This window comes from Tumebacillus amylolyticus (assembly GCF_016722965.1).
In the GTDB taxonomy this organism is placed as follows: domain Bacteria; phylum Bacillota; class Bacilli; order Tumebacillales; family Tumebacillaceae; genus Tumebacillus; species Tumebacillus amylolyticus.
Genome location: NZ_JAEQNB010000001.1, coordinates 1,342,119 through 1,364,284 on the forward strand (window position 1 = coordinate 1,342,119; position 22,166 = coordinate 1,364,284).

Below are 22,166 nucleotides of genomic sequence, written 5' to 3' on the forward strand. Positions count from 1 at the left end.
GCGTGCTGAAGGATCTTTTCCATAAGAAAAAGCAACGGTATGCGACCCTGACTTCACAAGATGTGGCAGAACGTCTTGGGCGCACCCAGAAAGCCCCGGTCGAAGTATCGGTGCCTGAAGGGCTGATGACCAAGTGCAAACGTTGCGGTGAGGCAACTTTTACCAAGGAATTGGAGAAGAACCTCAAAGTCTGTCCGAGTTGTGGATACCACTTTACGTTGAACGCTATGGAACGCATCCTGATGACGCTGGATGAGGGACGCTTTTTTGAATACGATTCGGAAATGACGGCCGTGGACCCGCTGGGGTTCCCGGAGTATCCCGCCAAGTTGGAACGCGAGCAGAAGAAATCGGGTATCAAAGAATCCATCGTGACCGGCGAAGGCACGATCGGCGGTTTCCCTGTTGTCGTAGGCGTCATGGACTCCACGTTCTTCATGGGGTCGCTCGGCTCTGCTGCCGGTGAGAAAATCACCCGCGCCATCGAGCATGCGATTGCGAAGCGTTATCCGGTTATTTTGTTCACCGCATCAGGCGGTGCTCGTATGCAAGAGGGGATTTTCTCGCTGATGCAGATGGCGAAAACTTCGGCAGCCCTTGCGAAACTGCATGAAGCCGGAATCCTCTACATCGCCGTCAACACGTATCCGACCACAGGTGGGGTTACGGCCTCGTTTGCAATGCTTGGCGACATCAACATCGCCGAACCGGGCGCGTTGATCGGGTTTGCCGGTCGTCGGATCATCGAACAGACGATCCGCCAGAAGCTCCCGGATGACTTCCAAACGGCAGAGTTCCTGCTCAAAAACGGCATGCTCGACATGGTCGTGTCGCGCAAGGACATGAAGCAGAACCTGGCGACGATCTTGGAACTGCACGGAGGTGGCGCGCGTGGCGAATGATTTGATGTTTGAGAAACCGTTGGTGGAACTCACGAAGAAAATCGAAGAACTGCGCGCGTTCTCGGAACAGAGCGGTCTTGATTTTTCAGAAGAGATCCGCAAACTCGAAGAGAAAGCCGAATCATTGGCGGCCAACCTCTACGAAGACCTGTCTCCGTGGCAACGCACCCAGATGGCGCGTCATTCCGAACGTCCGACCACCCTCGATTACATCAAGGGGATGTGCACCGATTTCCTCGAGTTGCACGGGGACCGCGCGTTTGGCGACGACATGGCAATTGTGGCCGGGATTGCAAAGCTCGACGGCATTCCGGTCACGATCATGGGCCACCAGAAGGGTCATGATACCAAGGAGAACATCGCTCGTCGTTGGGGGATGGCTCAGCCGGAGGGCTACCGCAAAGCGCTTCGTCTCATGAAGCAAGCGGAGAAGTTCGGCCGACCGGTCATCTGCTTCATCGACACGTCCGGTGCGTATCCGGGCATTGCGTCTGAAGAGCGCGGCATCGGGGAAGCGATTGCTCGCAACCTGTTGGAAATGGCTGCGCTTCGTACGCCGATCGTCTGTGTTGTCACCGGCGAAGGCGGTTCCGGCGGTGCGCTGGCACTGGGCATCGGCGACCGCATCTACATGTTGGAGAACTCCATCTACGGCGTTATCTCGCCGGAGGGTGCAGCGGCTCTGCTGTGGAAAGACGCGGGACAAGCTCAACGCGCGGCGGAGACGATGAAGATCTCGGCCGATCACATCTACGAATTCGGTGTGGTCGACGGCGTCATCAGCGAACCGGACGGTGGAGCGCACAAGGACCAAGAAGCGGCGATCGCTTCCGTCCGTGAGACGGTCTTGGCCGCTCTGCGCGAACTGTTGGAGATTCCGCTCGACGTGCTGGTTGAAGAACGCTACCAAAAGTTTAAGAAGATGGGCCACTATACGAATGGTTGATGCATAGCGGCTGCACCGGGGGCGAACACTGAACCTATCTGCATAGAATCTGCAGAGGAGCGGTGTTCGCATCCTTTGTGCATATGCGGGACGCATCACGTCCCTCGGGACATTTTGTGTCACACATATGGAGAGAACCGATTGGAGACAGGAGTTGGAGAGAGCGATGCGGAAAATTGGGGTGTTAACCAGCGGAGGCGACGCGCCGGGGATGAACGCGGCGATCCGTGCGGTAGTGCGCAAGGCGATTTTTCACGGGCTTGAAGTCGCGGGGATCAAGCGCGGCTACACCGGTTTGATTTCAGGAGATATCGTGCCGATGGACTTGGGTTCGGTCGGCGACATCATCCATCGAGGCGGCACGATTTTGCAAACGGCTCGTTGCGATGAATTCCGTTCTGAGGCAGGCCAAGACAAAGCGGTTGCCAAGATCAAGGAACACGGCATCGACGGTCTGGTCGTCATCGGCGGCGACGGGTCGTTTCGAGGTGCCAGAATTCTGTCTGACAAAGGCATTCCGACAATCGGGATTCCGGGCACGATTGACAATGACATTCCGTGCACCGATTACACGATCGGCTTCGACACCGCCGTCAATACGGTCGTAGAAGCGGTTGACAAAATTCGCGACACGGCAACGTCGCACGAACGCACGTATGTCATTGAAGTAATGGGCCGCAACGCCGGAGACATCGCGTTGCTGGCAGGCGTGGCTTGCGGAGCTGAGAATGTCTTGGTGCCGGAAGCAAAGTATGACATCGCAGCCATCGTTGAAAAACTCAAGCGCGGAGCAGCTCGTGGCAAGAAACACTCGCTGATCCTCGTGGCCGAAGGTGCGGGCAAGGGCTTTGCGATCGGCGAAGTCATTCGCGAATTGACCGGTTGGGATACTCGTGTGACCGTTCTGGGTCACATCCAACGCGGAGGTTCACCGACTGCGTTCGACCGGATGCTGGCTTCCAAGATGGGAGCGAAAGCGGTCGATCTGCTGATTGAAGGCGATCAAGCGAAGATGATCGGGGTCCAAGGCGGCAAGGTCACGGCGACCGACATCAACGAAGCACTTTGCACGCCGCGTTCGCCTGACATGACGCTTTATGAATTGGCGGGCGTACTTTCTATCTAAATGACATGCAAAATTCACAGTTTTTTGCTACCATTGGATACATCTAGAAGGTTCAAGGGGGAAGCGCACATGCGCAGAACGAAAATCGTTTGTACGATCGGACCGGCTTCTGAATCGGTCGACATGTTAAAAACATTGATCCAAAACGGGATGAACGTTGCCCGTCTCAACTTCTCACACGGTACATACGATGAGCATGCGGCACGCATTCGCAACATCCGCCAAGCTTCCGAAGAACTCGGCAAACCGATTGCGATTATGCTGGACATCAAAGGCCCGAAGATCCGTACCGGCATGGTGCGCGACGGTGCCGTTGAGTTGCAGAACGACGCCAAGATCATCTTGACCACCGAGCAAATCGAACTTGGCGATGAAAACCGCATTTCGATTTCTTACGAAGGTCTGCCGGAGGACGTCACCGTCGGTTCCGACCTGCGCATTGACGACGGCCTGATCGGTCTGATCGTCGAAAAAGTCGAAGGCACCGACATCCACTGCCGCGTCATCAACGGCGGCACGTTGAAAAACCGCAAGGGCATCAACGCACCGGGCGTGAAACTGCGCATCGAGTCTGTCACGGAGAAGGACGTCGCCGACATCCGCTTCGGGGTCGACCAAGGCGTTGACTTGATTGCAGCGTCCTTCGTTCGCAAAGCGTCCGACGTTCTCGACGTGCGCCGCATTCTCGAAGAGAAAAACGCAACCCAACTGATCATCTCCAAGATCGAGACCCAAGAAGGTCTCGAACTGATCGACGAGATTCTCGAAGTCACCGACGGCCTCATGGTGGCACGCGGCGACCTCGGCGTCGAGATTCCGACCGAGGAAGTGCCGCTCGCACAGAAGATGTTGATTGCCAAGTGCAACAAACTCGGCAAGCCGGTCATCACGGCGACGCAGATGCTCGACTCCATGGAACGCAACCCGCGCCCGACACGTGCAGAAGCGAGTGACGTGGCCAATGCAATTTTTGACGGCACCGATGCGATCATGTTGTCCGGCGAGACGGCTGCCGGCAAGTACCCGGCAGAAGCGGTTGCCACGATGGCACGCATCGCAGAACGCGCAGAGGAAGCTCTGTTTGGACGTCTCGTTCCGGCGCGCACCAGCACGATTGAAGCGCAAGCAGGCTCCATCACCGATGCAATGTCCCACGCGGTGGCAACCGTTGCGAAGGAACTCAAAGCGCACGCGATTGTTACGGCGACGTCGAGCGGTCACACGGCACGCATGGTTTCCAAACATCGTCCGTCCACTCCGATCATTGCAACGACAGACCGCGAGGAAGTGTCCCGTCGACTGCTCGTTTCCTGGGGCGTGTATCCGGTTTTGACCAAGAAAGCGAAAACCACCGACGAACTGCTTTCCGTTTCGGTCGAGGGGGCGCTGGCTTCCGGTCTCGTTGACCACGGCGATCTGTTGGTCATCACGGCCGGTGTTCCGGTCGGTCAACCGGGCACAACGAACATGATCAAAGTTCACACGATCGGCGAAGTGCTCGCTCGCGGCCAAGGCATCGGGCATAGAGCAGTCTCCGGCCGTCTCTTGGTCAGCAACAAAACGGAAGACTTGCTCGCAATCGAAGACGGTGACATCCTCGTCACGCACTCCACCGACCGCGACATCGTTTCGGCGATGGAGAAAGCAGCGGCAGTCATCACCGTCGAAGGCGGTCTGACTTCGCACGCAGCGGTTGTCGGCATCTCGCTTGGCATCCCGGTGATCGTCGGCGTCCAAGGCGCGACCGATGATCTGCAAACCGGCATGACGGTCACCGTCGACCCGCGCACCGGCCTCGTCTACGAAGGCGTTGCACACGTGCTGTAAGGTCCCGGCGATTTGAAAAAACGCTCCTCAACCGAGGAGCGTTTTTTGCGTTATAATAAACCCGTATGACAAAAGGGGGCTTGAAGATGGCAAACGCAATGATTGTCACCACGGAGTTCTCCGTGCGCTATCACGAAACGGACAAGATGGGCATCGTCCATCATGCGAACTATCTGCATTGGTTTGAAGTCGGGCGCGTGGAGTTCATGCGCCAAAGCGGGTTCCCGTATCGACCGTTGGAGGAAGCGGGCGTTTTTCTGCCGGTGACGGAGGTCGCCTGCAAGTACCATGCGTCGGCGCTCTTTGACGACTCCGTGGAAGTCCGCACTTGGATCGATTCCTACAACAAAGTACGCCTGACGTTCGGCTACGAAGTCGTCCGCTTGTCGGACGGCGAAAAGTTGGTCAGCGGCAAAACCGAACACGTCTTCCAAGACGCCGCAAGTGGTCATGTTGTCCGCATGCACAAGACATATCCCGACCTGCACGCGATCATCGTGGAGAGAGCCGGGTTGAGCTCATGATGCGCCTCCTGCTGGTTTTGGTAGTCGTCGTCCCGGCTTTGGAGATTTTTACGATGATCCAAGTCGGCCAAGTCATTGGCGGATGGCCGACTTTTTTCCTGATCGTGGCTTGTTCGTTTCTGGGTGCCTACCTGCTGAAAACGCAGGGGCTGCGTGTTTGGAACCAAATCCGTCGCGAGTTCTCGAAGGGGATGATCCCCGGCGAGGCGCTGCTTGACGGTGCTTGTGTCCTCGTCGGCGGCACACTGTTGCTGACACCGGGTTTTCTAACGGATGTGTTCGGACTGTTCCTGCTCGTACCGGGCCTTCGCAATCTGTTCAAACCGCTGCTCAAAGTCTGGCTTCTGCGTCTCTTGTCGAAGGGCCGTATCACGTACTTCCGCTGATGATTTCGAGATAGGAGCGTAACGCAATGTCTGAACTACAACTGCAAACACAGCAAACGGCCAAACCGTTGCCCGTACCGCCGATTCTCTTTCTCTTGATCGGGGTGCTCGCCGTCTCGTTCTCTGCCATCATCATCAAATGGTCCAGCGCTCCGGCCGCCGTGCTTGGCTTGTACCGCTTGATCATCACGTTTTTGATTCTCTGTCCGGTGTTGTTTACAAAAAAGTCCCGTGCCGAAGTCCGGTCCTTCTCGTTGCGCACGTGGGTGCTGGTCGCCGCATCCGGTGTCTGTCTCGCGTTCCACTTCATCCTCTGGATCGGCTCTCTGAAATACACCACCGTTGCGTCCTCGACGATTTTGATCACGTTGCAACCGATCTTCGTCATGGTGCTCGCCTACTTCACACTTCGTGAACGCACGTCGTGGCAAGCCTGGGCGGGGGCGGGTATCGCCATCGTGGGAAGCACCTGCATCGGCTGGGGAGATTTCCGCGTGTCGGGGGATGCTCTGTGGGGCGACCTGTTGTCCTTGTTGGGGACGCTGACCGTCAGCGGCTACCTCGTCATCGGGCAACATCTGCGCAATGCCCAGCAAGGGATGTCGTCGTTGGTATACAGTCTCTGGGTGTACATTTTTGCGATTGTCGTTATGTTTTTCTATTGCCTTGGGGAAGGCTATTCTTTGGTTGCTTACGACGGTCACGAGTGGATGCTGTTCGTCTTGCTCGCCGTCATCCCGACGGTGTTCGGACATACGTTGTTCAACTGGTTGCTCAAGTACGTCAACGCCGCCACGATCTCGATGGCGATTCTCGGCGAACCGATCGGTGCCACGATTCTCGCGTTCCTGTTGCTCGGCGAATCGGTGACAGGCGCCCAGTGGTTGGGCGGGGCCATCATCATGAGCGGCATCTGGCTGTTTCTCTCCACCAGCAAGAAGAAGTCAATCTAGTTTCATCTGATGAAACTTCGGTTCGATGCATGAAAATATTTCTTGTTGGAGCAACTTGCAATATGGTATGATTGTACCAGCACAAAATTTGTATTTCGCGTCAGATAAGTGGGTAAGGAGGCAGTGATTTGTCCCCTTACCCACTCATATATCTGTACATAAGTAGAGGAGGTCATTTTTTCATGTTTGAAAAGTACACCGCTCCGACTCAAGGTGAGAAGATCACGATTGAGAATGGCAAACTGCAAGTACCGAACACCCCGGTAATCCCGTTCATCGAAGGGGACGGCATTGGTCCGGATATCTGGAACGCGTCCGTTCGCGTGTTTGACGCGGCTGTTCAGAAAGCTTACAACGGCGAGAAGAAAATCGAATGGTTCGAAGTTCTCGCAGGTGAAAAAGCGTTCAATCAAACTGGCGAATGGCTTCCGAAGGATACCCTGACCGCATTCCGCGAATACCTCGTCGGGATCAAAGGCCCGCTCACCACTCCGGTCGGCGGCGGCATCCGTTCTCTGAACGTCGCGCTCCGTCAAGAGCTCGACCTGTTCGCATGCGTTCGTCCGGTTCGCTACTTCAACGGCGTTCCGTCTCCGGTTAAACGTCCGGAACTGACCAACATGGTCATCTTCCGTGAAAACTCCGAAGACATCTACGCAGGCATCGAGTACGCAGAAGGCTCCGATGATGTGAAGAAACTCATCGACTTCCTGCGCAACGAACTCGGCGCGAAGAAGATCCGCTTCCCGGAAACTTCCGGTATCGGCATCAAGCCGGTTTCCAAGGAAGGTACCGAGCGTCTCGTTCGTTCCGCTCTGGACTACGCAATCGCTCAAAACCGCAAATCTCTGACCCTCGTTCACAAAGGCAACATCATGAAGTTCACCGAAGGCGCGTTCAAAACCTGGGGTTATGAACTGGCTGAACGTGAATACGGCGATAAAGTCTTCACTTGGGCACAATATGATCGTATCAAGGACGCAGAAGGCACCGACGCTGCGAACAAAGCACAATCGGCTGCTGAAGCTGCAGGCAAGATCATCGTGAAGGACGTCATCGCAGATGCATTCCTTCAACAGATCCTGACCCGTCCGGCTGAATACGATGTGATCGCAACCCTCAACCTGAACGGCGACTACATCTCCGACGCACTCGCTGCACAAGTTGGCGGCATCGGCATCGCGCCGGGCGCGAACATCAACTACGTAACCGGCCACGCAGTATTTGAAGCAACCCACGGCACCGCTCCGAAATACGCGAACCTCGACAAAGTGAACCCGGGTTCCGTCATCCTCTCCGGCGTTATGATGCTTGAATTCCTCGGCTGGCAAGAAGCGGCTGACTCCATCATCACCGCTCTGGAGAAAGCGATCGACCAGAAGACCGTCACCTACGACTTCGCTCGCCTGATGGAAGGCGCTACCGAAGTCAAGTGCTCGGAATTCGCAGACGCAATCATCAAGAACCTGTAGTTCATAACGGAGTGTAATAGAACATATAGAGGAGGACGAACACCATGACTTTGAAGCGCAAAAAAATCACCGTAGTAGGTGCAGGCTTCACCGGTGCAACCACCGCACTGTTCTTGGCTCAGAAAGAGCTCGGCGATATTGTACTCCTCGACATCCCGCAGCTCGAAAACCCGACCAAGGGCAAAGCACTCGACATGTTCGAAGCAACTCCGGTTCTCGGCGTTGACGCGAATATCATCGGCACTTCGAACTACGAAGACACCGCTGATTCCGACCTCGTCATCATCACCGCCGGCATTGCCCGCAAACCGGGAATGTCCCGTGACGATCTCGTCAACACCAACGCAGGTATCGTGAAATCTGTCACCGAGCAAGTGGTGAAGCACTCTCCGAACACCATCTTGTTGATCCTCTCCAACCCGGTTGACGCAATGACCTACGTGGCTTTCAAAGCATCCGGTCTCCCGAAAAACCGCGTCATCGGCCAATCCGGCGTTCTCGACACCGCACGTTTCCGTTCCTTCATCGCGATGGAACTGGGCGTCTCCGTTGAGGACGTAACCGGCTTCGTCCTTGGCGGCCACGGCGATGACATGGTTCCGCTCGTTCGCTACTCCTACGCTGGCGGCATTCCGCTTGAGAAGTTGATCCCGGCTGAACGTCTGGCTGAAATCGTCCAACGCGCTCGCGTGGGCGGCGGCGAAATCGTTCAACTGCTTGGCAACGGCTCGGCGTACTACGCTCCGGCAGCATCGCTCGTGCAAATGGCGGAAGCGATCCTCAAGGACAAGAAACGCATCCTGCCGTCCATCGTCCTCCTCGAAGGCGAGTACGGCTACGAAAATCTCTTCATGGGCGTTCCGACCCTGCTCGGTGCGAGCGGCATCGAGAAAGTGTTTGAACTGGAATTGACCTCTGAAGAAAAAGCAGCTCTCGACAAGTCTGCCGAGTCTGTGCGCAACGTTATCAAGGTCGTATCCTAATTTTCAAAAAAATTGACCCCAGAGTGTAACCTCTGGGGTCTTTTCGTGTCTATCTGTATACAAACGACACACAACGGTTCGCGGAGAGGGGAGAGAAACGTCGATTCTTGTAGAATCTTGATGATTCTGATAAGAAATATTCTAGATTCGTGACGAAATTGGTCACAAATCTCTCGCATCAAACTCTCCTTTGTGTTATTGTATAACTTGTGGCTGTTTCTCTATGAAATCTATGTTGTCGGAATCTTTTGTTGCATAAAAACTCACGACCTCTAGTAGGGATAGAGGGACGAGTCATACCATCCGAAACTTGATTTACTTGAAAAGTCACGCAACTAACTCCGGGTATTAGGCTGTGCCTTACCATACACTCACACTCAAAGTTTCAACTTTCATTCCAAGGGGCAAGGAGGGAAGCTGAGGCGTACGCAAAAAGGGCCATGAGAGCGCTTCCATTTTTTACATTCACACGGCATAGCGTCGCCGCACTAGGGAAATTCACACTGTATCGAGTATTGCCAGCAAAACGCACTAGCATTCACAGAAAGAAAAAAGTAGACTAAAGTTCGAATCTCAAACATCCAAAAAAACTAATGATTTGGGAGGTGTGGTTGTGCTTAGGTTTATCCTCCGTCGATTGATTTATGGGATCATTACCTTGTGGGTTCTGATCACCTTGACCTTCATCCTGATGCATAACCTTCCGGGCGATCCGTTCGCGAACTCGCAAAAACTCGGTCCTGAGGCGAAAGCTGTCCTCATGAAGACGTACGGTCTTGATCAACCGATTTATGTTCAATACGGCTCGTACTTGAAGAAAATCGCAACGTTCGATTTCGGTGTCTCTTTCAACTATCCGACCCGTTCCGTCAACGAAGTCCTCAAGCAAACCTTCCCGACCTCTGCTGAACTCGGGATGTACGCGATTATCGTCGCCGTTATCATCGGTCTCATTCTTGGGATCGTAGCTGCTCTTAACCACAACAAAGGTTGGGACTATGTCGCAATGCTGACCGCTATCATCGGGGTATCGGCACCGGCTTTCGTAATCGGGCCGCTGCTCTCGTACTTCATCGGCGTTAAGCTGGGCTGGTTGCCGCCGGCACTGTGGAAAGGTCCTGAGTACAAAATCTTGCCGACCATCACTCTGGCGTTTGGTACGCTGGCAACGATGGCACGGATGATGCGTACCTCCATGCTTGACGTCGTCAACCAAGACTACGTCAAAACTGCTAAGTCCAAAGGTCTCTCGCGTTTCGCGGTTGTTGTCAAACACACCATCCGTAACGCTATGCTCCCGATTATTACGATCCTCGGGGTTGCCGTGGTTAACATCACCACCGGTGCTTTCGTGGTCGAGCAGATATTCGCAGTTCCGGGGATGGGTAAGTTCTTCGTTCAATCCATCTCTACCAATGACTACACCATGATCATGGGGATGACGATCTTCTACGCAGCTCTCCTCATCATTGCGATCATGGTCACCGACGTACTGTACGGCGTGGTTGACCCGCGTATCCGTCTGGCGAAAGGAGGAAAGTAACGATGCAAACCGTAACTCAAGACAAGTTCAAACCCGTTACCAAAGGCGGCAACAAGGAGCGCGTCGTTCGCAAATCCCTTTCCTACTGGGCTGACGCATGGCGCCGACTCAAGAAAAACAAACTTGCAATCGCAGGTTTGGGTGTTCTGGTCCTTCTCTCGATCCTCGCGATCATCGGTCCGTTCATCCAGCCGTACGACTACCAAACGCAAGACTATGCAGCTCGTAACTTCGCACCGTCCGGCGCACACTGGTTCGGCACCGACGACCTCGGCCGTGACCAATGGGTTCGTGTATGGTGGGGCGTTCGAATCTCCCTCTTCATCGGTATCATCGCAGCGGTGATGGACTTCACCATCGGCGTCCTGTACGGCGGTATCTCCGCTTACTTCGGCGGCCGCGTCGACGATATCATGCAGCGTATCATTGAGATCATCTACGGCCTCCCTTACATGATCATCGTCATCCTCTTGATGATGGTAATGGGACCGGGTATCTTCACGATCATCATCGCATTGGCTTCGGTAGGTTGGGTCGGTATGGCTCGTCTCGTCCGCGGTCAGATGCTTTCTCTCAAAGAGCAAGAGTACGTTCTCGCAGCGCGCACCCTCGGTGCAAGCTCCTGGCGTATCATCCTGCGCCACTTGGTTCCGAACGCACTCGGGATCATCATCATCAACGTAACCTTCACCGTTCCGGGCGCGATTTTCTCGGAGGCATTCCTGTCCTTTATCGGTCTGGGGATCAAGCCGCCGATGGCATCGCTCGGTTCGCTCGTAAACGACGGCGTGCAAGTTATGCGTAACTTCCCGTGGCGCCTGCTTTGCCCGTCCATCGTCTTCTCGCTTATCATGTTGTCCTTCAACTTGGTCGGCGACGGTCTGCGTGACGCGCTCGACCCGAAACTTCGTAAATAGTAAGGAGGTACGCACATGTCGAACAACATTCTTGAAGTCAAAGACCTCAAGGTCTCGTTCCACACCTATGCAGGTGAGGTACACGCAGTTCGCGGCGTAACCTTCAACCTGAAAAAAGGTGAAGCACTGGCGATCGTAGGGGAATCCGGTTGCGGGAAATCCGTAACCTCCCAAGCGATCATGCGCCTGATCGCTCAACCGCCGGGTGAAATCAAGTCCACCTCTTCCATCATCTTTGATGGCAAGGTCGACATCTCGAAACTGTCTGACAAAGAAATGGAGAATATCCGTGGTTCGGAGATGGGGATGATCTTCCAAGACCCGATGACCTCGCTGAACCCGACCATGAAAATCGGCAAGCAAATCGCCGAAGGTCTGGTCAAGCACCAAGGTCTCTCCAAGCAAGCTGCTCGCGAGCGCGCAATTGAAATGTTGCGTCTGGTCGGCATCCCGAATCCGGAAGGCCGTGTGGATAACTACCCGCACCAATTCTCCGGCGGTATGCGCCAACGTGTCATGATCGCAATCGCACTGGCTTGTAACCCGAAGCTCCTGATCGCCGACGAGCCGACCACCGCGCTTGACGTAACGATTCAGGCACAGATCCTCGACTTGATGCGCGACCTGCAAGAGAAAACCGGCGCATCGATCATCCTGATCACTCATGACCTTGGCGTCGTGGCCGACCTCGCTCAACGAGTTGTCGTTATGTACGCAGGTAAAGTCGTAGAGCAAGGGACTGTAGACGATATCTTCTACAACCCGCAACATCCGTACACTTGGGGTCTGATGCGTTCGGTTCCGCGTCTCGACAACGACGAGAAACAAGATTTGATCCCGATCGAAGGTACCCCGCCGGACCTGATTGCACCGCCGAAAGGTTGCGCGTTCGCAGCGCGTTGCCCGTACGCGATGGAAATCTGCCTGGAGGCAGACCCGGACATCTCCAAGATCAACTCTGGTCACAGCGCTTCTTGCTGGTTGCTGCACCCGAACGCTCCCAAAGTTGAACGTCCTGTAGAAGTGGGGGGGCATCACAATGGCTAATGTACCGAATGCAGAAACCATTCTTGAAGTTAAGAACCTCAAAAAACACTTCGACCTCGGCCGTGGTGCTGTCCTGAAGGCTGTCGACAACGTCTCCTTCTCGATCAAGCGCGGCGAAACGTTCGGTCTGGTCGGCGAATCCGGTTGCGGCAAGTCCACCACCGGTCGTACGATCATCAACCTGTACGATGCAACCGAAGGTCAAGTTCTCTTTAACGGCAAGGACGTCCACAAACTCCAAGGCCGTGACTTGAAGCAATTTAACCGCAAGATGCAGATGATCTTCCAAGACCCGTACGCGTCTCTCAACCCGCGTATGACGGTTGGTGACATCATTGGCGAAGGCATCGACATCCACAACTTGATGTCGGGTCGCGCTCGCCAAGACCGCATCTTCGAACTGCTCGAAACTGTTGGTTTGAACGCCGAACATGCGTCTCGCTTCCCGCACGAATTCTCCGGCGGTCAGCGTCAACGTATCGGGATCGCACGTTCCCTCGCGATCGAACCGGAATTCATCATCGCCGACGAACCGATCTCCGCTCTGGACGTATCCATCCAAGCACAGGTCGTCAACCTGATGAAGAAACTGCAAGATGAGCGCGGTCTGACCTACCTCTTCATCGCCCATGACTTGGCGATGGTAAAGCACATCTCGGACCGTATCGGTGTTATGTACCTCGGCGCACTGGTTGAAGTTGCGGATGCGAACGAACTGTACCGCAAACCGTTGCACCCGTACACCGAAGCCCTGCTCTCCGCGATTCCGATCCCGGACCCGGAAATTGAGCGCACCCGCGAGCGCATCATCCTCGAAGGTGACGTTCCGTCTCCGGTCAACCCGCCGTCCGGTTGCCGCTTCCGTACCCGTTGCCCGAAGGCAATGCCGGAATGCGCACAAGTGACTCCGGAACTCAAAGAAGTAGAGCCGAACCACTTCGTTTCTTGCCTGCTCTACAACTAATACGTGAGAAAAGCACACCCACAGCGGTGTGCTTTTTTTTATGTTACAATGGAATGTATCTATGATTGGACGAGGTGGAGTCATGAGCGAAGAGAAAAAACTAATCTTGATCGACGGGAACTCGATTACATACCGTGCGTTTTTCGCACTCCCGCCCCTGTCAAACTCCAAGGGGCAATTCACCAACGCTGCGTTTGGTTTCACCCAGATGTTGCTGCGGTTGTTGCAAGACGAGAAACCGACGCATCTGGTCGTTGCGTTTGACAAAGGCAAGGCCAATTTCCGACATGAAGTGTTCTCCGAGTACAAAGGAACGCGTGAGAAAACTCCGGGAGAGCTGCGAGAGCAATTCCCTATTGTCCGGGAAATATTGCAATCCTTCGACATCCCTTATGTCGAAATAGAAGGATACGAAGCGGACGACATCATCGGTACGTTGACGAAGCAAGCGGAAACAGAGGGCTACCAATCCTTGGTCGTAACAGGGGACAAAGACTTGCTCCAACTCGTCTCCGATCAAGTGACGACGATGTTGACACGCAAAGGAATCACGGAGACGGAGAAGTACGGCATCCCGCAAATTCACGAACGCTATGGTTTGACGCCTCAACAAATTATCGACCTGAAAGGGTTGATGGGCGACTCCTCCGACAACATCCCGGGGATTCCGGGAGTCGGGGAGAAAACGGCGTTGAAACTGTTGGCCCAGTATCCCTCGGTTGAGGAAGTGTTGGCGCATGCAGACGAAGCGCCGGGCAAGAAGTTGCAAGAGAAATTGAGAGAGCACGCCGACTCGGCGATGATGTCGAAGAAGTTGGCCACGATCTTGCGTGAAGTACCGCTTGGAGACGTGGAGTTGGAGCAGTACGCGTTCAACGGATATGACGCGGGCAAAGTGCGTGACGTATTCAAAGCGTTGGAATTCAAGTCCTTGCTCGACCGTCTTCCTGCCGGCGGAGTGGAGACCACCGAGAGCGAACCGGTAGAACCGGCGCAACCGTTGGTCGAAGCGCAGATCGTCTCTCCTGAAACCATTGCGACCGTTCTCGCTGAATTGCCTGACCAAGTCGGCATCTGGCTTGAACTTGTCGGGAACTACCAACTTGGCGATCTCCAAGGCATCGCGTTTGCCACACAGGAACAAGCTTGGTACCTGCCTCTCACCGAGACGGCCATCCCGGGCGCGGTACGCGACTTTTTGACGACGACGGACAAGCAGTTGGTGTTCTACGATCTAAAAGCAGCTCTGGCCGCGTTGCAAGCGCACGACATCCACGTGACCTGCAAAGCATTCTGCACGTTGCTTGGTTCGTATCTGTTGAACCCGGCCGACGGCGCCCCCGACTTCTATGACATCATCGAGCGTCACATCGGGTGGAAGGTCTCCGCATTGCCGACCGGCACACCCAAGAAAAAAATCGAAGTCAGTGTGGAAGATCGTGCCCAACACGCGGGAGCTGTCGCCGCCGCCAATGCACTGTTGCAAGAGCGTCTCGTCGAAGCTCTGCGTGACAAGGAACTGCTCCCGCTCTACGAAGACGTCGAACTCCCGCTCGCCTACGTCCTTGCCGACATGGAAACGATCGGCGTGCGCATCGACACCGAAGAACTGCGCACCATCGGTGATGACCTCAAGCAACGAATCGAACTGTTGCAAGCGGAAATCTGGGAGTTGGCCGAGGAGCAATTCAACCTCAACTCGCCGAAGCAACTTGGCGAGATCTTGTTCGAAAAGCTTGGACTCAAAGGCTCCAAAAAAACGAAAACCGGCTACTCCACCGCCGCCGACGTGCTGGAAAAACTCGCCCCGTTCTCGCCGATTGTGCAAAAGATTCTCGACTTCCGCCACCTCGGCAAGTTGAACTCTACCTATGTAGAAGGTCTGCTGAACGCAGCCCGTGCGCGGGGGGAAGGTCACTTCCGCGTGCATACCCAGTTCAACCAAGCGTTGACCGCAACGGGCCGCCTCTCGTCTACAGAGCCGAACTTGCAGAACATCCCGATCCGCACCGAAGAGGGGCGTCGTCTGCGTCATGTATTCATCCCTTCGAATCCGGAATGGAAGATCCTCGCGGCCGACTATTCGCAGATCGAATTGCGAATCCTCGCCGACATTGCGGGCGATGAGAATATGATCGATGCGTTCGTCAACGACATGGACATCCATACCCGCACGGCGTCCGACGTATTCGAAGTCGCGCCAGAGGACGTGGATTCCAACATGCGCCGCGCCGCCAAAGCGGTTAACTTCGGAATTGTCTACGGCATTTCGGACTTCGGTCTCTCGCAGAACTTGAACATCTCGCGCAAAGACGCCGGTCAGTTCATCGAGAACTACTTTTCGAAGTTCTCCGGTGTCAAACGCTGGATGGAAGAAGTCGTCGAGCAAGCGCGCAAAGACGGTTTTGTAAAAACGCGACTGGGACGCATCCGTTCGCTTCCTGATATCACGGCGTCGAACTTCAATGTGCGCAGTTTCGCAGAGCGCACCGCGATGAACACGCCGATCCAAGGCACCGCCGCCGACATTATCAAAAAAGCGATGGTCAACATCGAGGAAGCGCTGAAAAAGGAAAAGCTCACCGCACGCATGCTCTTGCAAGTACACGACGAATTGATTTTTGAGGTGCCGCAAGAGGAGATCGAAGCTCTCTCCGCACTTGTTCGCCGCGAGATGGAGAGCGTTCTCCCCGACCTCAAAGTTCCGCTCAAAGCTGACCTCAACGTCGGCGACACGTGGTACGAAGCGAAGTAACCAAGGAAAGGGAGCCTGGCAATGCCGGAATTACCAGAAGTCGAAACCGTCCGGCGTGGGTTGGAAGCGCTCGTCGTCGGCAAAACGATCGAGAGCGTAACCGTCACGCTCGGACGCATCATTCGCAAACCGGATGACATCGAAGAGTTCAAACTGCTGCTCCAAGGCTTGACGATCGAAGAAGTCAAACGACGTGGCAAATACCTGCTGTTCAGCGTCGGTCCCTATACCTTGGTGTCGCACTTGCGCATGGAGGGCCGCTATGGGCTCTACAACGCGGAGGATGAAGTCGAGAAGCACACTCATGTGATCTTCCACTTCACCGACGGCACCGAACTGCGGTACAAGGACGTTCGCCAATTCGGCACGATGGACGTTCTCCCGCGTGACGACCACTCCTCATTGCCCGGCCTGTACGACTTGGGTCCGGAACCGTTGGAGGAGTCGTTTACGGTAGACGCACTCCGTCACCAAGTTCGCAAACGTCGAAGCGGCAAGATCAAAGCGCTGTTGCTTGACCAGACATTTGTCGCAGGTCTTGGCAATATCTATGTGGATGAGGTGCTTTTTGTCTCGGGCATCCATCCGGAGGCGAATGTGACGCAGTTGACGGACGAACAGGTCGTGAAGTTGCAACGGGCGATCGTCGACGTGCTGACCCACTCGGTCAACCTCGGCGGTTCGTCGATCAAGTCCTACGTGAACGGGTACGGGAGCGAGGGCCAGATGCAACACGAACTGCGCGTGTACGGACATGAGGGAGAGCCGTGCCCGGTCTGTGGCACGGAGATTGCCAAGACCCGCGTGGCGGGTCGGGGCACCCATTTCTGCCCGACGTGTCAGCCAGAACTGGGGTAATGCCCGGTGGGGGTGTCCCCCGTAGATAGAACACCCTTTTTCTCTCGGATGCATAGAGTGTTTGCATGAGTCGAGGGAAGGAGGAGACAGCGTGTTTCACGTAGTTTCCCTGTTGGTTCTCGCGTTTGCGGTTTCGCTGGACGGTTTTGGCGTCGGCGTAACCTATGGATTGCGTAAGATTCGCTTTCCTCTGTGGTCGTTGCTCATCGTGACCCTCTGTTCAGCCACGATGATTTTGATTGCGATGCAAGTCGGGGGCGCGTTGATGTCCTACGTCTCACCGCAATTTGCCAAGGACCTCGGCGCGATCATCCTAATCGGGGTTGGCAGCTTCGCAATTTACAACCTTGTGACACAGAAGGAAAAAGAGCCCGTGGAGGAGAATGGAGTCACTACCGTCTCCCCCACAGAACAACCCAAACAATCGGAGAAAAAGACGGTCCTCCGTCTGGAGTTGAAGAAGCTCGGTCTGGTCATTCAGATCTTGCGCACACCTTCTTCGGCGGACGTGGACCGCTCGGGGGACATCTCCGTGAAGGAAGCGTTGGTGCTCGGGTTTGCCCTTTCGATGGACGGATTCGGAGCGGGGATTGGTGCGTCGCTGGTCGGGTTTCATTCCATCTCGACGGCGCTGACCATCGCCTGCATGAATTTGTTGTTCATCTTCACGGGCATCAAGATCGGCACTCGATACGCCGACGCGCGCTTTGTGCAGCGGATGGCGTTTTTGCCGGGTGCGATGTTGATTGTGATCGGGGTCAGTAAATTTTTCTAGCTACTACTCTAGCTGCTTGGAGGAACGTCATGATCGCAGGTTTGACCGGATCGATTGCAACGGGCAAAAGCACCGTCTCCGCCCTTTTTGAAGCACTTGGCGCAGTGATTATCGATGCAGATAAGATCGTGCGTCAGGTGCAACAACCTGGGCAGAAGGCTTATGAAGATATCGTAGAGGCGTTTGGGGAGGAGATCTTGCTTCCTGACGGGGCATTAGATCGTGCGAAGCTGGGGGCGTTGGTATTTGGCAACGAAGCCAACCGAACTCGGTTGAACGGGATCGTACATCCTCGTGTGCGCGAAGAGCGCGACCGTCAGACGCAGGCGGCGTTGGCACTAGATCCGAACGCGGTCATCATCTGGGATATCCCGTTGTTGATCGAGACGGGAATGCACACACAAGTGGACAAAACAATCGTGGTGTATGTGGATGCAGAGACGCAACTTGCGCGTCTTCTGTCGCGGGACGAGCTCCCTCTGGAAGCCGCCCGTCAGCGCATCGCTGCACAGATGCCGATTGAGGAGAAAAAGCGCTACGCTGATTTCCTGATCGACAACCGCGGGACGTTGCAAGAGACCCAAGCGCAAGTGCGCAAGATCTGGGAGGAGTTGGCAGAGTGATCTGGCCGCGCATCTCGTGGACGTTGACACCGAAAGCGAAGAGGAAGATCTCCTTGCTCACCTTGTTGTTGTTGCTCGTGGTGGTGGTGGTCAGTTCGAACACGTTCTGGCGGTTTTTGTACCCTTTGCACCATGAGGACATCATTCGGGCATCGGCAGTGAAAAACGGTGTGGACCCGTTGATGGTCGCAGCCTTGATCAATGTCGAGAGCAAGTTTAAAGCAGAGAACATCTCGCACGTCGGTGCGGTGGGGTTGATGCAGTTGATGCCGGAAACCGCATCGTGGGCGGCGGAGCAGAGCGGGTTGCCGTACAGCAGTCCGGCAGACCTCGCGGATCCGCAGGTGAACATCGAGCTAGGCTCGTGGTACTTGGCGTACTTGCACAAGCAGTTCAACGGCAACTGGTCGGCCGCCGTGGCCGCCTACAACGGGGGTCCGGGACGGGTGCAGGGGTGGATGCAGGACGGCGAGTGGGATGGAACTCTCGAAACGTCGGACAAGATCCCGGTTGGAGAGACGCGGCATTATGTGCAGCGGGTGTTTTTCAACTACGAGAAGTACAAAAAGTTGTACAGCCCCTGAGCTTCCCAGCATAGGGGGGTCCCTCCCGATGGACACTAGTCAGAGGGAGGGATGCACATGAACAACCACGACAACGAGTTGAAAGTGATGGCGAAGGACGTTCACTACAACGAGGTGAGAGAGTTCACCCACGAGGACATGGAACACAACTTCCTGCGTGGTGACGCCATCGATGAGACCACCCGTGGCAGTGTGGACGATTATGAACTCGACCGCCAACCGGCGAGCCGAGAAGACGGAGGACCGGACTCCTTGGTCAAACTGCCCAAGCACGTCTCGATCCGAAATCAATCGGGCAACGACGCCATGGTCCAAAACGCCGCCGTCGACGCCGGAAGCTCCTACGGCCGAGGTCTCGAAGACCAGGGCCTCTAACAAAAAAGGGCCCTGCCCAAGCAGAGCCCTCGCACGAAAAAAACCCCGCTCCGGCGGAGGTCCCGACACGAAAAAACCCCCCGCTTCGGCGGAGGGGTTGTTTTTTACTCTTCGACGGTTTCGCGGACGAAGATGTACGGGAGGTTGCGGGCATGGTCCCCAAGGTTGAGTCCGTAGCCTGCTACAAACAGGTCTTCGATCGTATACCCCGTGTAGTCCAGCGTCACATCCACTTGACGACGCGACGGCTTGTCCAGGAACGTGCAGGTCTTCAACGTGCGCGGGTTCTTGAGCTTCAAATGCTCCACCACACCACGCATCGTAATCCCCGTATCCAAGATGTCGTCCACGACGAGGACGTCCTTGCCTTCCACTTCGGTGCGAATGTCATGCACGATCTCCACACGCCCTGCAGAAGTCTCACCATGTCCGTAAGAGGACGTGGTCATGAAATCAACGTTCACCGGCATGTCCATTTCGCGAACCAAATCGGCGGTAAAAATAAAGCTGCCACGCAACAGCGAAACGACGACCACTTCGCCGTCCTTGTAATCGGCAGAAAGTTGCTTCCCAAGTTCCGCCACGCGTTCTTGGATTTGTTCCCGGCTGAAGAGAATTCGATCTCGAGTCTGTGCCATATCAGGGTACTCCTCCCTATGTATCGGGTGTCTCAGTTGTTTGTGGGTTATTGTACCACACGACCATAAAAAAAACACCCCGCCCGGGGTGTTCAGTTCGCTCAGCGCCACAACAACGTCAGCAGAGAGCCTGCCAACAACAGCACCAAGCCGCCCATGACATAAGGCAACATGGAATTCTCCTTGGCCTTCTCTTGCGTGGCCTCTTGCACGGCCGCGCCTTCCTCGGCTTCGTAGGTCTGCACCGGCTCCTCAGCCAAACGCAGCGGAGTGGTGTCGGACAGATCGTGCTCCTCTTCCGTCATTGCCACTTCCGGCGCATCATCCAGTAAAAAACCGAAATCCGCCACATCGACCACCGTCACTTGAACTTTCGACGTGACGACGCGCTGTTCGAACTCCAACTGGTCGGAGATGATCGGTACTTGCTCGCGGCGGGCGAGCAAGATCAACTCCGTCTCAATCGGGTCGAACGTTTCGCCGAATTCGGCGTTGTCGATGGAGAAAACCACCGTGAAAGTGACGTTTTCAGAAAAAAGGATCGGCGAGGACTTCGTCCACGGCACGCGAAGAATTTTGTCCATTTTTTTCTTGACTAAAGGCTGTTCAAAAAACTCGATCAACCCGCGCACATGCTGTTTGACCAAGGTGTTCTGCAAGGGATCGGTGACGATCTGGTCTGTTTCGAGCAGTTCGTAGAGCTCCATAACCGTCGAATACGGAATGAGGTATTCGAGCGGCTCGTTGGGATACAACAGCTCGCCGAAGATCGCGAACAGCACCGGTTCCAACACATAACGTTGCATTCGCAACACTCCTTCGAAAAAAGCATAGCGGAGGAAACGGCCCGTTGCAACCTTTTTCTTGCCAATTTGTTATACTAGGGAGAAGGAATACAGTTTACAGGAGGACAACATGACGACTCGCTTGATCGGCACGACAAACCACGGCTTTGCACAATACGCACAGGAGGAGATTCGACGCTTGGTTCCGGGCGTGAAATTCCAAGTGTTGGAGCCGGGGGAAGTGTTTTTGATACATACGGATGTTTCTATAGAAGAAATGCAGGGAGCACTGGTGGGACAGGAGCCGATCTTCTTGCGCCACGTGCAACCGGTGACGCAAGAAATGGAAATTATGCGGACACGCGCGGATCTGGAGACGCTGATTGCGTTCGTACAGGGGTTGTCGGGCGTGTTTGCCCAAGGAGAGAAAGTCGCGGTGCAAGTGCGCAAGGCGGCGGGCGTGAAGTTTGAGTACACGCCGTATGGGGTGAAGGAAGCGATCGACCCGATTCTCATGCAAGAGTTCGGGATCGAGCCTGTGGTACGAGGTGAAGACCGCGTGATCTCGATCTATCTGGGCAAAGAAGTGCTGTACTGGGGCGTTTCGCGCCCGCAGGACAACTTGTCGGATTGGTCGGGCGGTGCGGTGCGCTACAAGCAAGAGGAAGGCCAAGTGTCGCGTGCGAAGTTCAAGTTGCTGGAGGCGGTGGAGAGGTTCGGTCTGGACTTGTCCACGTATGAGCGGGCCTTGGACATCGGGGCAGCACCGGGCGGATGGAGTTCGCTTCTGTTGGAGCGCGGGTTGGAGGTTACGGCGGTTGATCCGGGGGACATGCACCCGGAACTCGTCCATCACCCGAACTTGGTTCACCACAAGAAAAACGCGGCGGAAGTGAAGTTCGAAGAAGACGCGTTCGACCTGCTGGTTTGCGACATGAGTTGGAGTCCGAAGCAGATGAGCAAACTCGTCGCTGACCTCCTCCACACACTAAAACCTGCAGGCACCGCCATCATCACCGTCAAACTCATGCACGGCAAACCGTTCCAAACGGTAAAAGAAACCATGGCAACCTTCGACGGCAAACTGGAACTGATCCAAGCCAAACAGCTCTTCCACAATCGAGAAGAGTTGACCCTCCATCTACGTAAGATCTAATACCTATAGAAAAGACCCGTCTTCCGG

The 22,166-nt window shown here is 55.2% G+C and carries 22 protein-coding genes; 20 read left to right on the forward strand and 2 right to left on the reverse strand.

Annotated elements, in window-relative coordinates; genetic code table 11:
- The first annotated feature begins 2 nt into the window (after positions 1-2).
- The 19 genes from accD (at position 3) to JJB07_RS06360 (ending at position 19,560) form a co-directional block, all read left to right on the forward strand.
- Positions 3-902, forward strand: a complete 900-nt coding sequence (gene accD, locus JJB07_RS06270) for an acetyl-CoA carboxylase, carboxyltransferase subunit beta (RefSeq protein WP_201632309.1) — start codon at positions 3-5, stop codon at positions 900-902.
- Positions 892-1,848, forward strand: a complete 957-nt coding sequence (locus JJB07_RS06275) for an acetyl-CoA carboxylase carboxyltransferase subunit alpha (RefSeq protein ID WP_201632312.1) — start codon at positions 892-894, stop codon at positions 1,846-1,848. The genes accD and JJB07_RS06275 overlap by 11 nt, the downstream gene beginning before the upstream one ends.
- Positions 1,849-2,014: 166 nt before the next feature.
- Complete coding sequence (gene pfkA / locus JJB07_RS06280) at positions 2,015-2,974, forward strand: 6-phosphofructokinase (protein WP_201632315.1); 960 nt, start codon at positions 2,015-2,017, stop codon at positions 2,972-2,974.
- Positions 2,975-3,043: 69 nt separating this feature from the next.
- Positions 3,044-4,801, forward strand: a complete 1,758-nt coding sequence (gene pyk / locus JJB07_RS06285) for a pyruvate kinase (protein WP_201632318.1) — start codon at positions 3,044-3,046, stop codon at positions 4,799-4,801.
- Positions 4,802-4,887: 86 nt separating this feature from the next.
- On the forward strand, positions 4,888-5,325 hold the full coding sequence (locus JJB07_RS06290; protein ID WP_236587622.1) for an acyl-CoA thioesterase: 438 nt from the start codon (positions 4,888-4,890) through the stop codon (positions 5,323-5,325).
- Positions 5,322-5,711 (forward strand): FxsA family protein, encoded by a 390-nt coding sequence (locus JJB07_RS06295; protein ID WP_201632321.1) that lies wholly within the window; start codon positions 5,322-5,324, stop codon positions 5,709-5,711. Before JJB07_RS06290 ends, JJB07_RS06295 begins: the two co-directional genes overlap by 4 nt.
- Positions 5,712-5,737: 26 nt before the next feature.
- The gene (locus tag JJB07_RS06300) at positions 5,738-6,664 is read left to right on the forward strand and encodes a DMT family transporter (RefSeq protein ID WP_201632323.1); all 927 of its coding nucleotides are present in this window, start codon (positions 5,738-5,740) and stop codon (positions 6,662-6,664) included.
- Positions 6,665-6,846: 182 nt separating this feature from the next.
- Positions 6,847-8,136, forward strand: a complete 1,290-nt coding sequence (gene icd, locus JJB07_RS06305) for an NADP-dependent isocitrate dehydrogenase (protein WP_201632326.1) — start codon at positions 6,847-6,849, stop codon at positions 8,134-8,136.
- Positions 8,137-8,180: 44 nt separating this feature from the next.
- The gene (mdh, locus tag JJB07_RS06310; protein WP_201632329.1) at positions 8,181-9,119 is read left to right on the forward strand and encodes a malate dehydrogenase; all 939 of its coding nucleotides are present in this window, start codon (positions 8,181-8,183) and stop codon (positions 9,117-9,119) included.
- A gap of 613 nt (positions 9,120-9,732) precedes the next feature.
- A complete protein-coding gene (locus JJB07_RS06315; RefSeq protein ID WP_201632332.1) occupies positions 9,733-10,662 on the forward strand; it encodes an ABC transporter permease subunit in 930 nt (309 codons plus the stop codon).
- Between the two features lie 2 nt (positions 10,663-10,664).
- Positions 10,665-11,579 (forward strand): ABC transporter permease, encoded by a 915-nt coding sequence (locus JJB07_RS06320; protein ID WP_201632335.1) that lies wholly within the window; start codon positions 10,665-10,667, stop codon positions 11,577-11,579.
- Positions 11,580-11,594: 15 nt separating this feature from the next.
- Positions 11,595-12,626 carry an ABC transporter ATP-binding protein gene (locus JJB07_RS06325; RefSeq protein WP_201632338.1) on the forward strand — a complete coding sequence of 344 codons (1,032 nt, stop codon included), beginning with the start codon at positions 11,595-11,597 and terminating at the stop codon, positions 12,624-12,626.
- A complete protein-coding gene (locus JJB07_RS06330; RefSeq protein ID WP_201632341.1) occupies positions 12,619-13,590 on the forward strand; it encodes an ABC transporter ATP-binding protein in 972 nt (323 codons plus the stop codon). Before JJB07_RS06325 ends, JJB07_RS06330 begins: the two co-directional genes overlap by 8 nt.
- Positions 13,591-13,672: 82 nt before the next feature.
- Complete coding sequence (polA, locus tag JJB07_RS06335; protein ID WP_201632344.1) at positions 13,673-16,345, forward strand: DNA polymerase I; 2,673 nt, start codon at positions 13,673-13,675, stop codon at positions 16,343-16,345.
- A gap of 21 nt (positions 16,346-16,366) precedes the next feature.
- Positions 16,367-17,203, forward strand: a complete 837-nt coding sequence (gene mutM / locus JJB07_RS06340; protein ID WP_201632347.1) for a DNA-formamidopyrimidine glycosylase — start codon at positions 16,367-16,369, stop codon at positions 17,201-17,203.
- Positions 17,204-17,294: 91 nt separating this feature from the next.
- Positions 17,295-17,978 (forward strand): sporulation membrane protein YtaF, encoded by a 684-nt coding sequence (ytaF, locus tag JJB07_RS06345; protein WP_201632350.1) that lies wholly within the window; start codon positions 17,295-17,297, stop codon positions 17,976-17,978.
- A 29-nt stretch (positions 17,979-18,007) separates the two neighbouring features.
- The gene (coaE, locus tag JJB07_RS06350; RefSeq protein WP_201632353.1) at positions 18,008-18,601 is read left to right on the forward strand and encodes a dephospho-CoA kinase; all 594 of its coding nucleotides are present in this window, start codon (positions 18,008-18,010) and stop codon (positions 18,599-18,601) included.
- Positions 18,598-19,185 (forward strand): lytic transglycosylase domain-containing protein, encoded by a 588-nt coding sequence (locus JJB07_RS06355; RefSeq protein ID WP_347338319.1) that lies wholly within the window; start codon positions 18,598-18,600, stop codon positions 19,183-19,185. Before coaE ends, JJB07_RS06355 begins: the two co-directional genes overlap by 4 nt.
- Before the next feature lie 57 nt (positions 19,186-19,242).
- Complete coding sequence (locus tag JJB07_RS06360; RefSeq protein ID WP_201632356.1) at positions 19,243-19,560, forward strand: hypothetical protein; 318 nt, start codon at positions 19,243-19,245, stop codon at positions 19,558-19,560.
- A 104-nt stretch (positions 19,561-19,664) separates the two neighbouring features.
- Here the strand turns inward: JJB07_RS06360 and hpt are convergent, their stop codons facing one another.
- Together hpt and JJB07_RS06370 are read right to left on the reverse strand one after the other, a co-directional pair.
- Positions 19,665-20,198 (reverse strand): hypoxanthine phosphoribosyltransferase, encoded by a 534-nt coding sequence (hpt, locus tag JJB07_RS06365; protein WP_201632358.1) that lies wholly within the window; start codon positions 20,196-20,198, stop codon positions 19,665-19,667.
- A gap of 101 nt (positions 20,199-20,299) precedes the next feature.
- Positions 20,300-21,004, reverse strand: a complete 705-nt coding sequence (locus JJB07_RS06370) for an ADP-heptose synthase (protein WP_201632361.1) — start codon at positions 21,002-21,004, stop codon at positions 20,300-20,302.
- 109 nt (positions 21,005-21,113) lie between these two features.
- On the opposite strand from JJB07_RS06370, the gene JJB07_RS06375 reads away from it, so the two are divergent.
- Complete coding sequence (locus tag JJB07_RS06375; RefSeq protein ID WP_201632364.1) at positions 21,114-22,139, forward strand: 23S rRNA (cytidine(2498)-2'-O)-methyltransferase RlmM; 1,026 nt, start codon at positions 21,114-21,116, stop codon at positions 22,137-22,139.
- Positions 22,140-22,166: the final 27 nt, after the last annotated feature.

Bases quoted from the DNA above. Each gene is read 5' to 3' on its own strand.
- mutM (WP_201632347.1), top strand. From the start codon at position 16,367: ATGCCGGAATTACCAGAAGTCGAAACCGTCCGGCGTGGGTTGGAAGCG.
- JJB07_RS06370 (WP_201632361.1), bottom strand. From the start codon at position 21,004: ATGCAACGTTATGTGTTGGAACCGGTGCTGTTCGCGATCTTCGGCGAG.
- JJB07_RS06325 (WP_201632338.1), top strand. From the start codon at position 11,595: ATGTCGAACAACATTCTTGAAGTCAAAGACCTCAAGGTCTCGTTCCAC.
- pyk (WP_201632318.1), top strand. From the start codon at position 3,044: ATGCGCAGAACGAAAATCGTTTGTACGATCGGACCGGCTTCTGAATCG.
- icd (WP_201632326.1), top strand. From the start codon at position 6,847: ATGTTTGAAAAGTACACCGCTCCGACTCAAGGTGAGAAGATCACGATT.
- pfkA (WP_201632315.1), top strand. From the start codon at position 2,015: ATGCGGAAAATTGGGGTGTTAACCAGCGGAGGCGACGCGCCGGGGATG.
- polA (WP_201632344.1), top strand. From the start codon at position 13,673: ATGAGCGAAGAGAAAAAACTAATCTTGATCGACGGGAACTCGATTACA.
- JJB07_RS06330 (WP_201632341.1), top strand. From the start codon at position 12,619: ATGGCTAATGTACCGAATGCAGAAACCATTCTTGAAGTTAAGAACCTC.
- coaE (WP_201632353.1), top strand. From the start codon at position 18,008: ATGATCGCAGGTTTGACCGGATCGATTGCAACGGGCAAAAGCACCGTC.
- mdh (WP_201632329.1), top strand. From the start codon at position 8,181: ATGACTTTGAAGCGCAAAAAAATCACCGTAGTAGGTGCAGGCTTCACC.
- JJB07_RS06360 (WP_201632356.1), top strand. From the start codon at position 19,243: ATGAACAACCACGACAACGAGTTGAAAGTGATGGCGAAGGACGTTCAC.
- JJB07_RS06320 (WP_201632335.1), top strand. From the start codon at position 10,665: ATGCAAACCGTAACTCAAGACAAGTTCAAACCCGTTACCAAAGGCGGC.
- hpt (WP_201632358.1), bottom strand. From the start codon at position 20,198: ATGGCACAGACTCGAGATCGAATTCTCTTCAGCCGGGAACAAATCCAA.
- JJB07_RS06375 (WP_201632364.1), top strand. From the start codon at position 21,114: ATGACGACTCGCTTGATCGGCACGACAAACCACGGCTTTGCACAATAC.
- JJB07_RS06290 (WP_236587622.1), top strand. From the start codon at position 4,888: ATGGCAAACGCAATGATTGTCACCACGGAGTTCTCCGTGCGCTATCAC.
- JJB07_RS06295 (WP_201632321.1), top strand. From the start codon at position 5,322: ATGATGCGCCTCCTGCTGGTTTTGGTAGTCGTCGTCCCGGCTTTGGAG.
- JJB07_RS06300 (WP_201632323.1), top strand. From the start codon at position 5,738: ATGTCTGAACTACAACTGCAAACACAGCAAACGGCCAAACCGTTGCCC.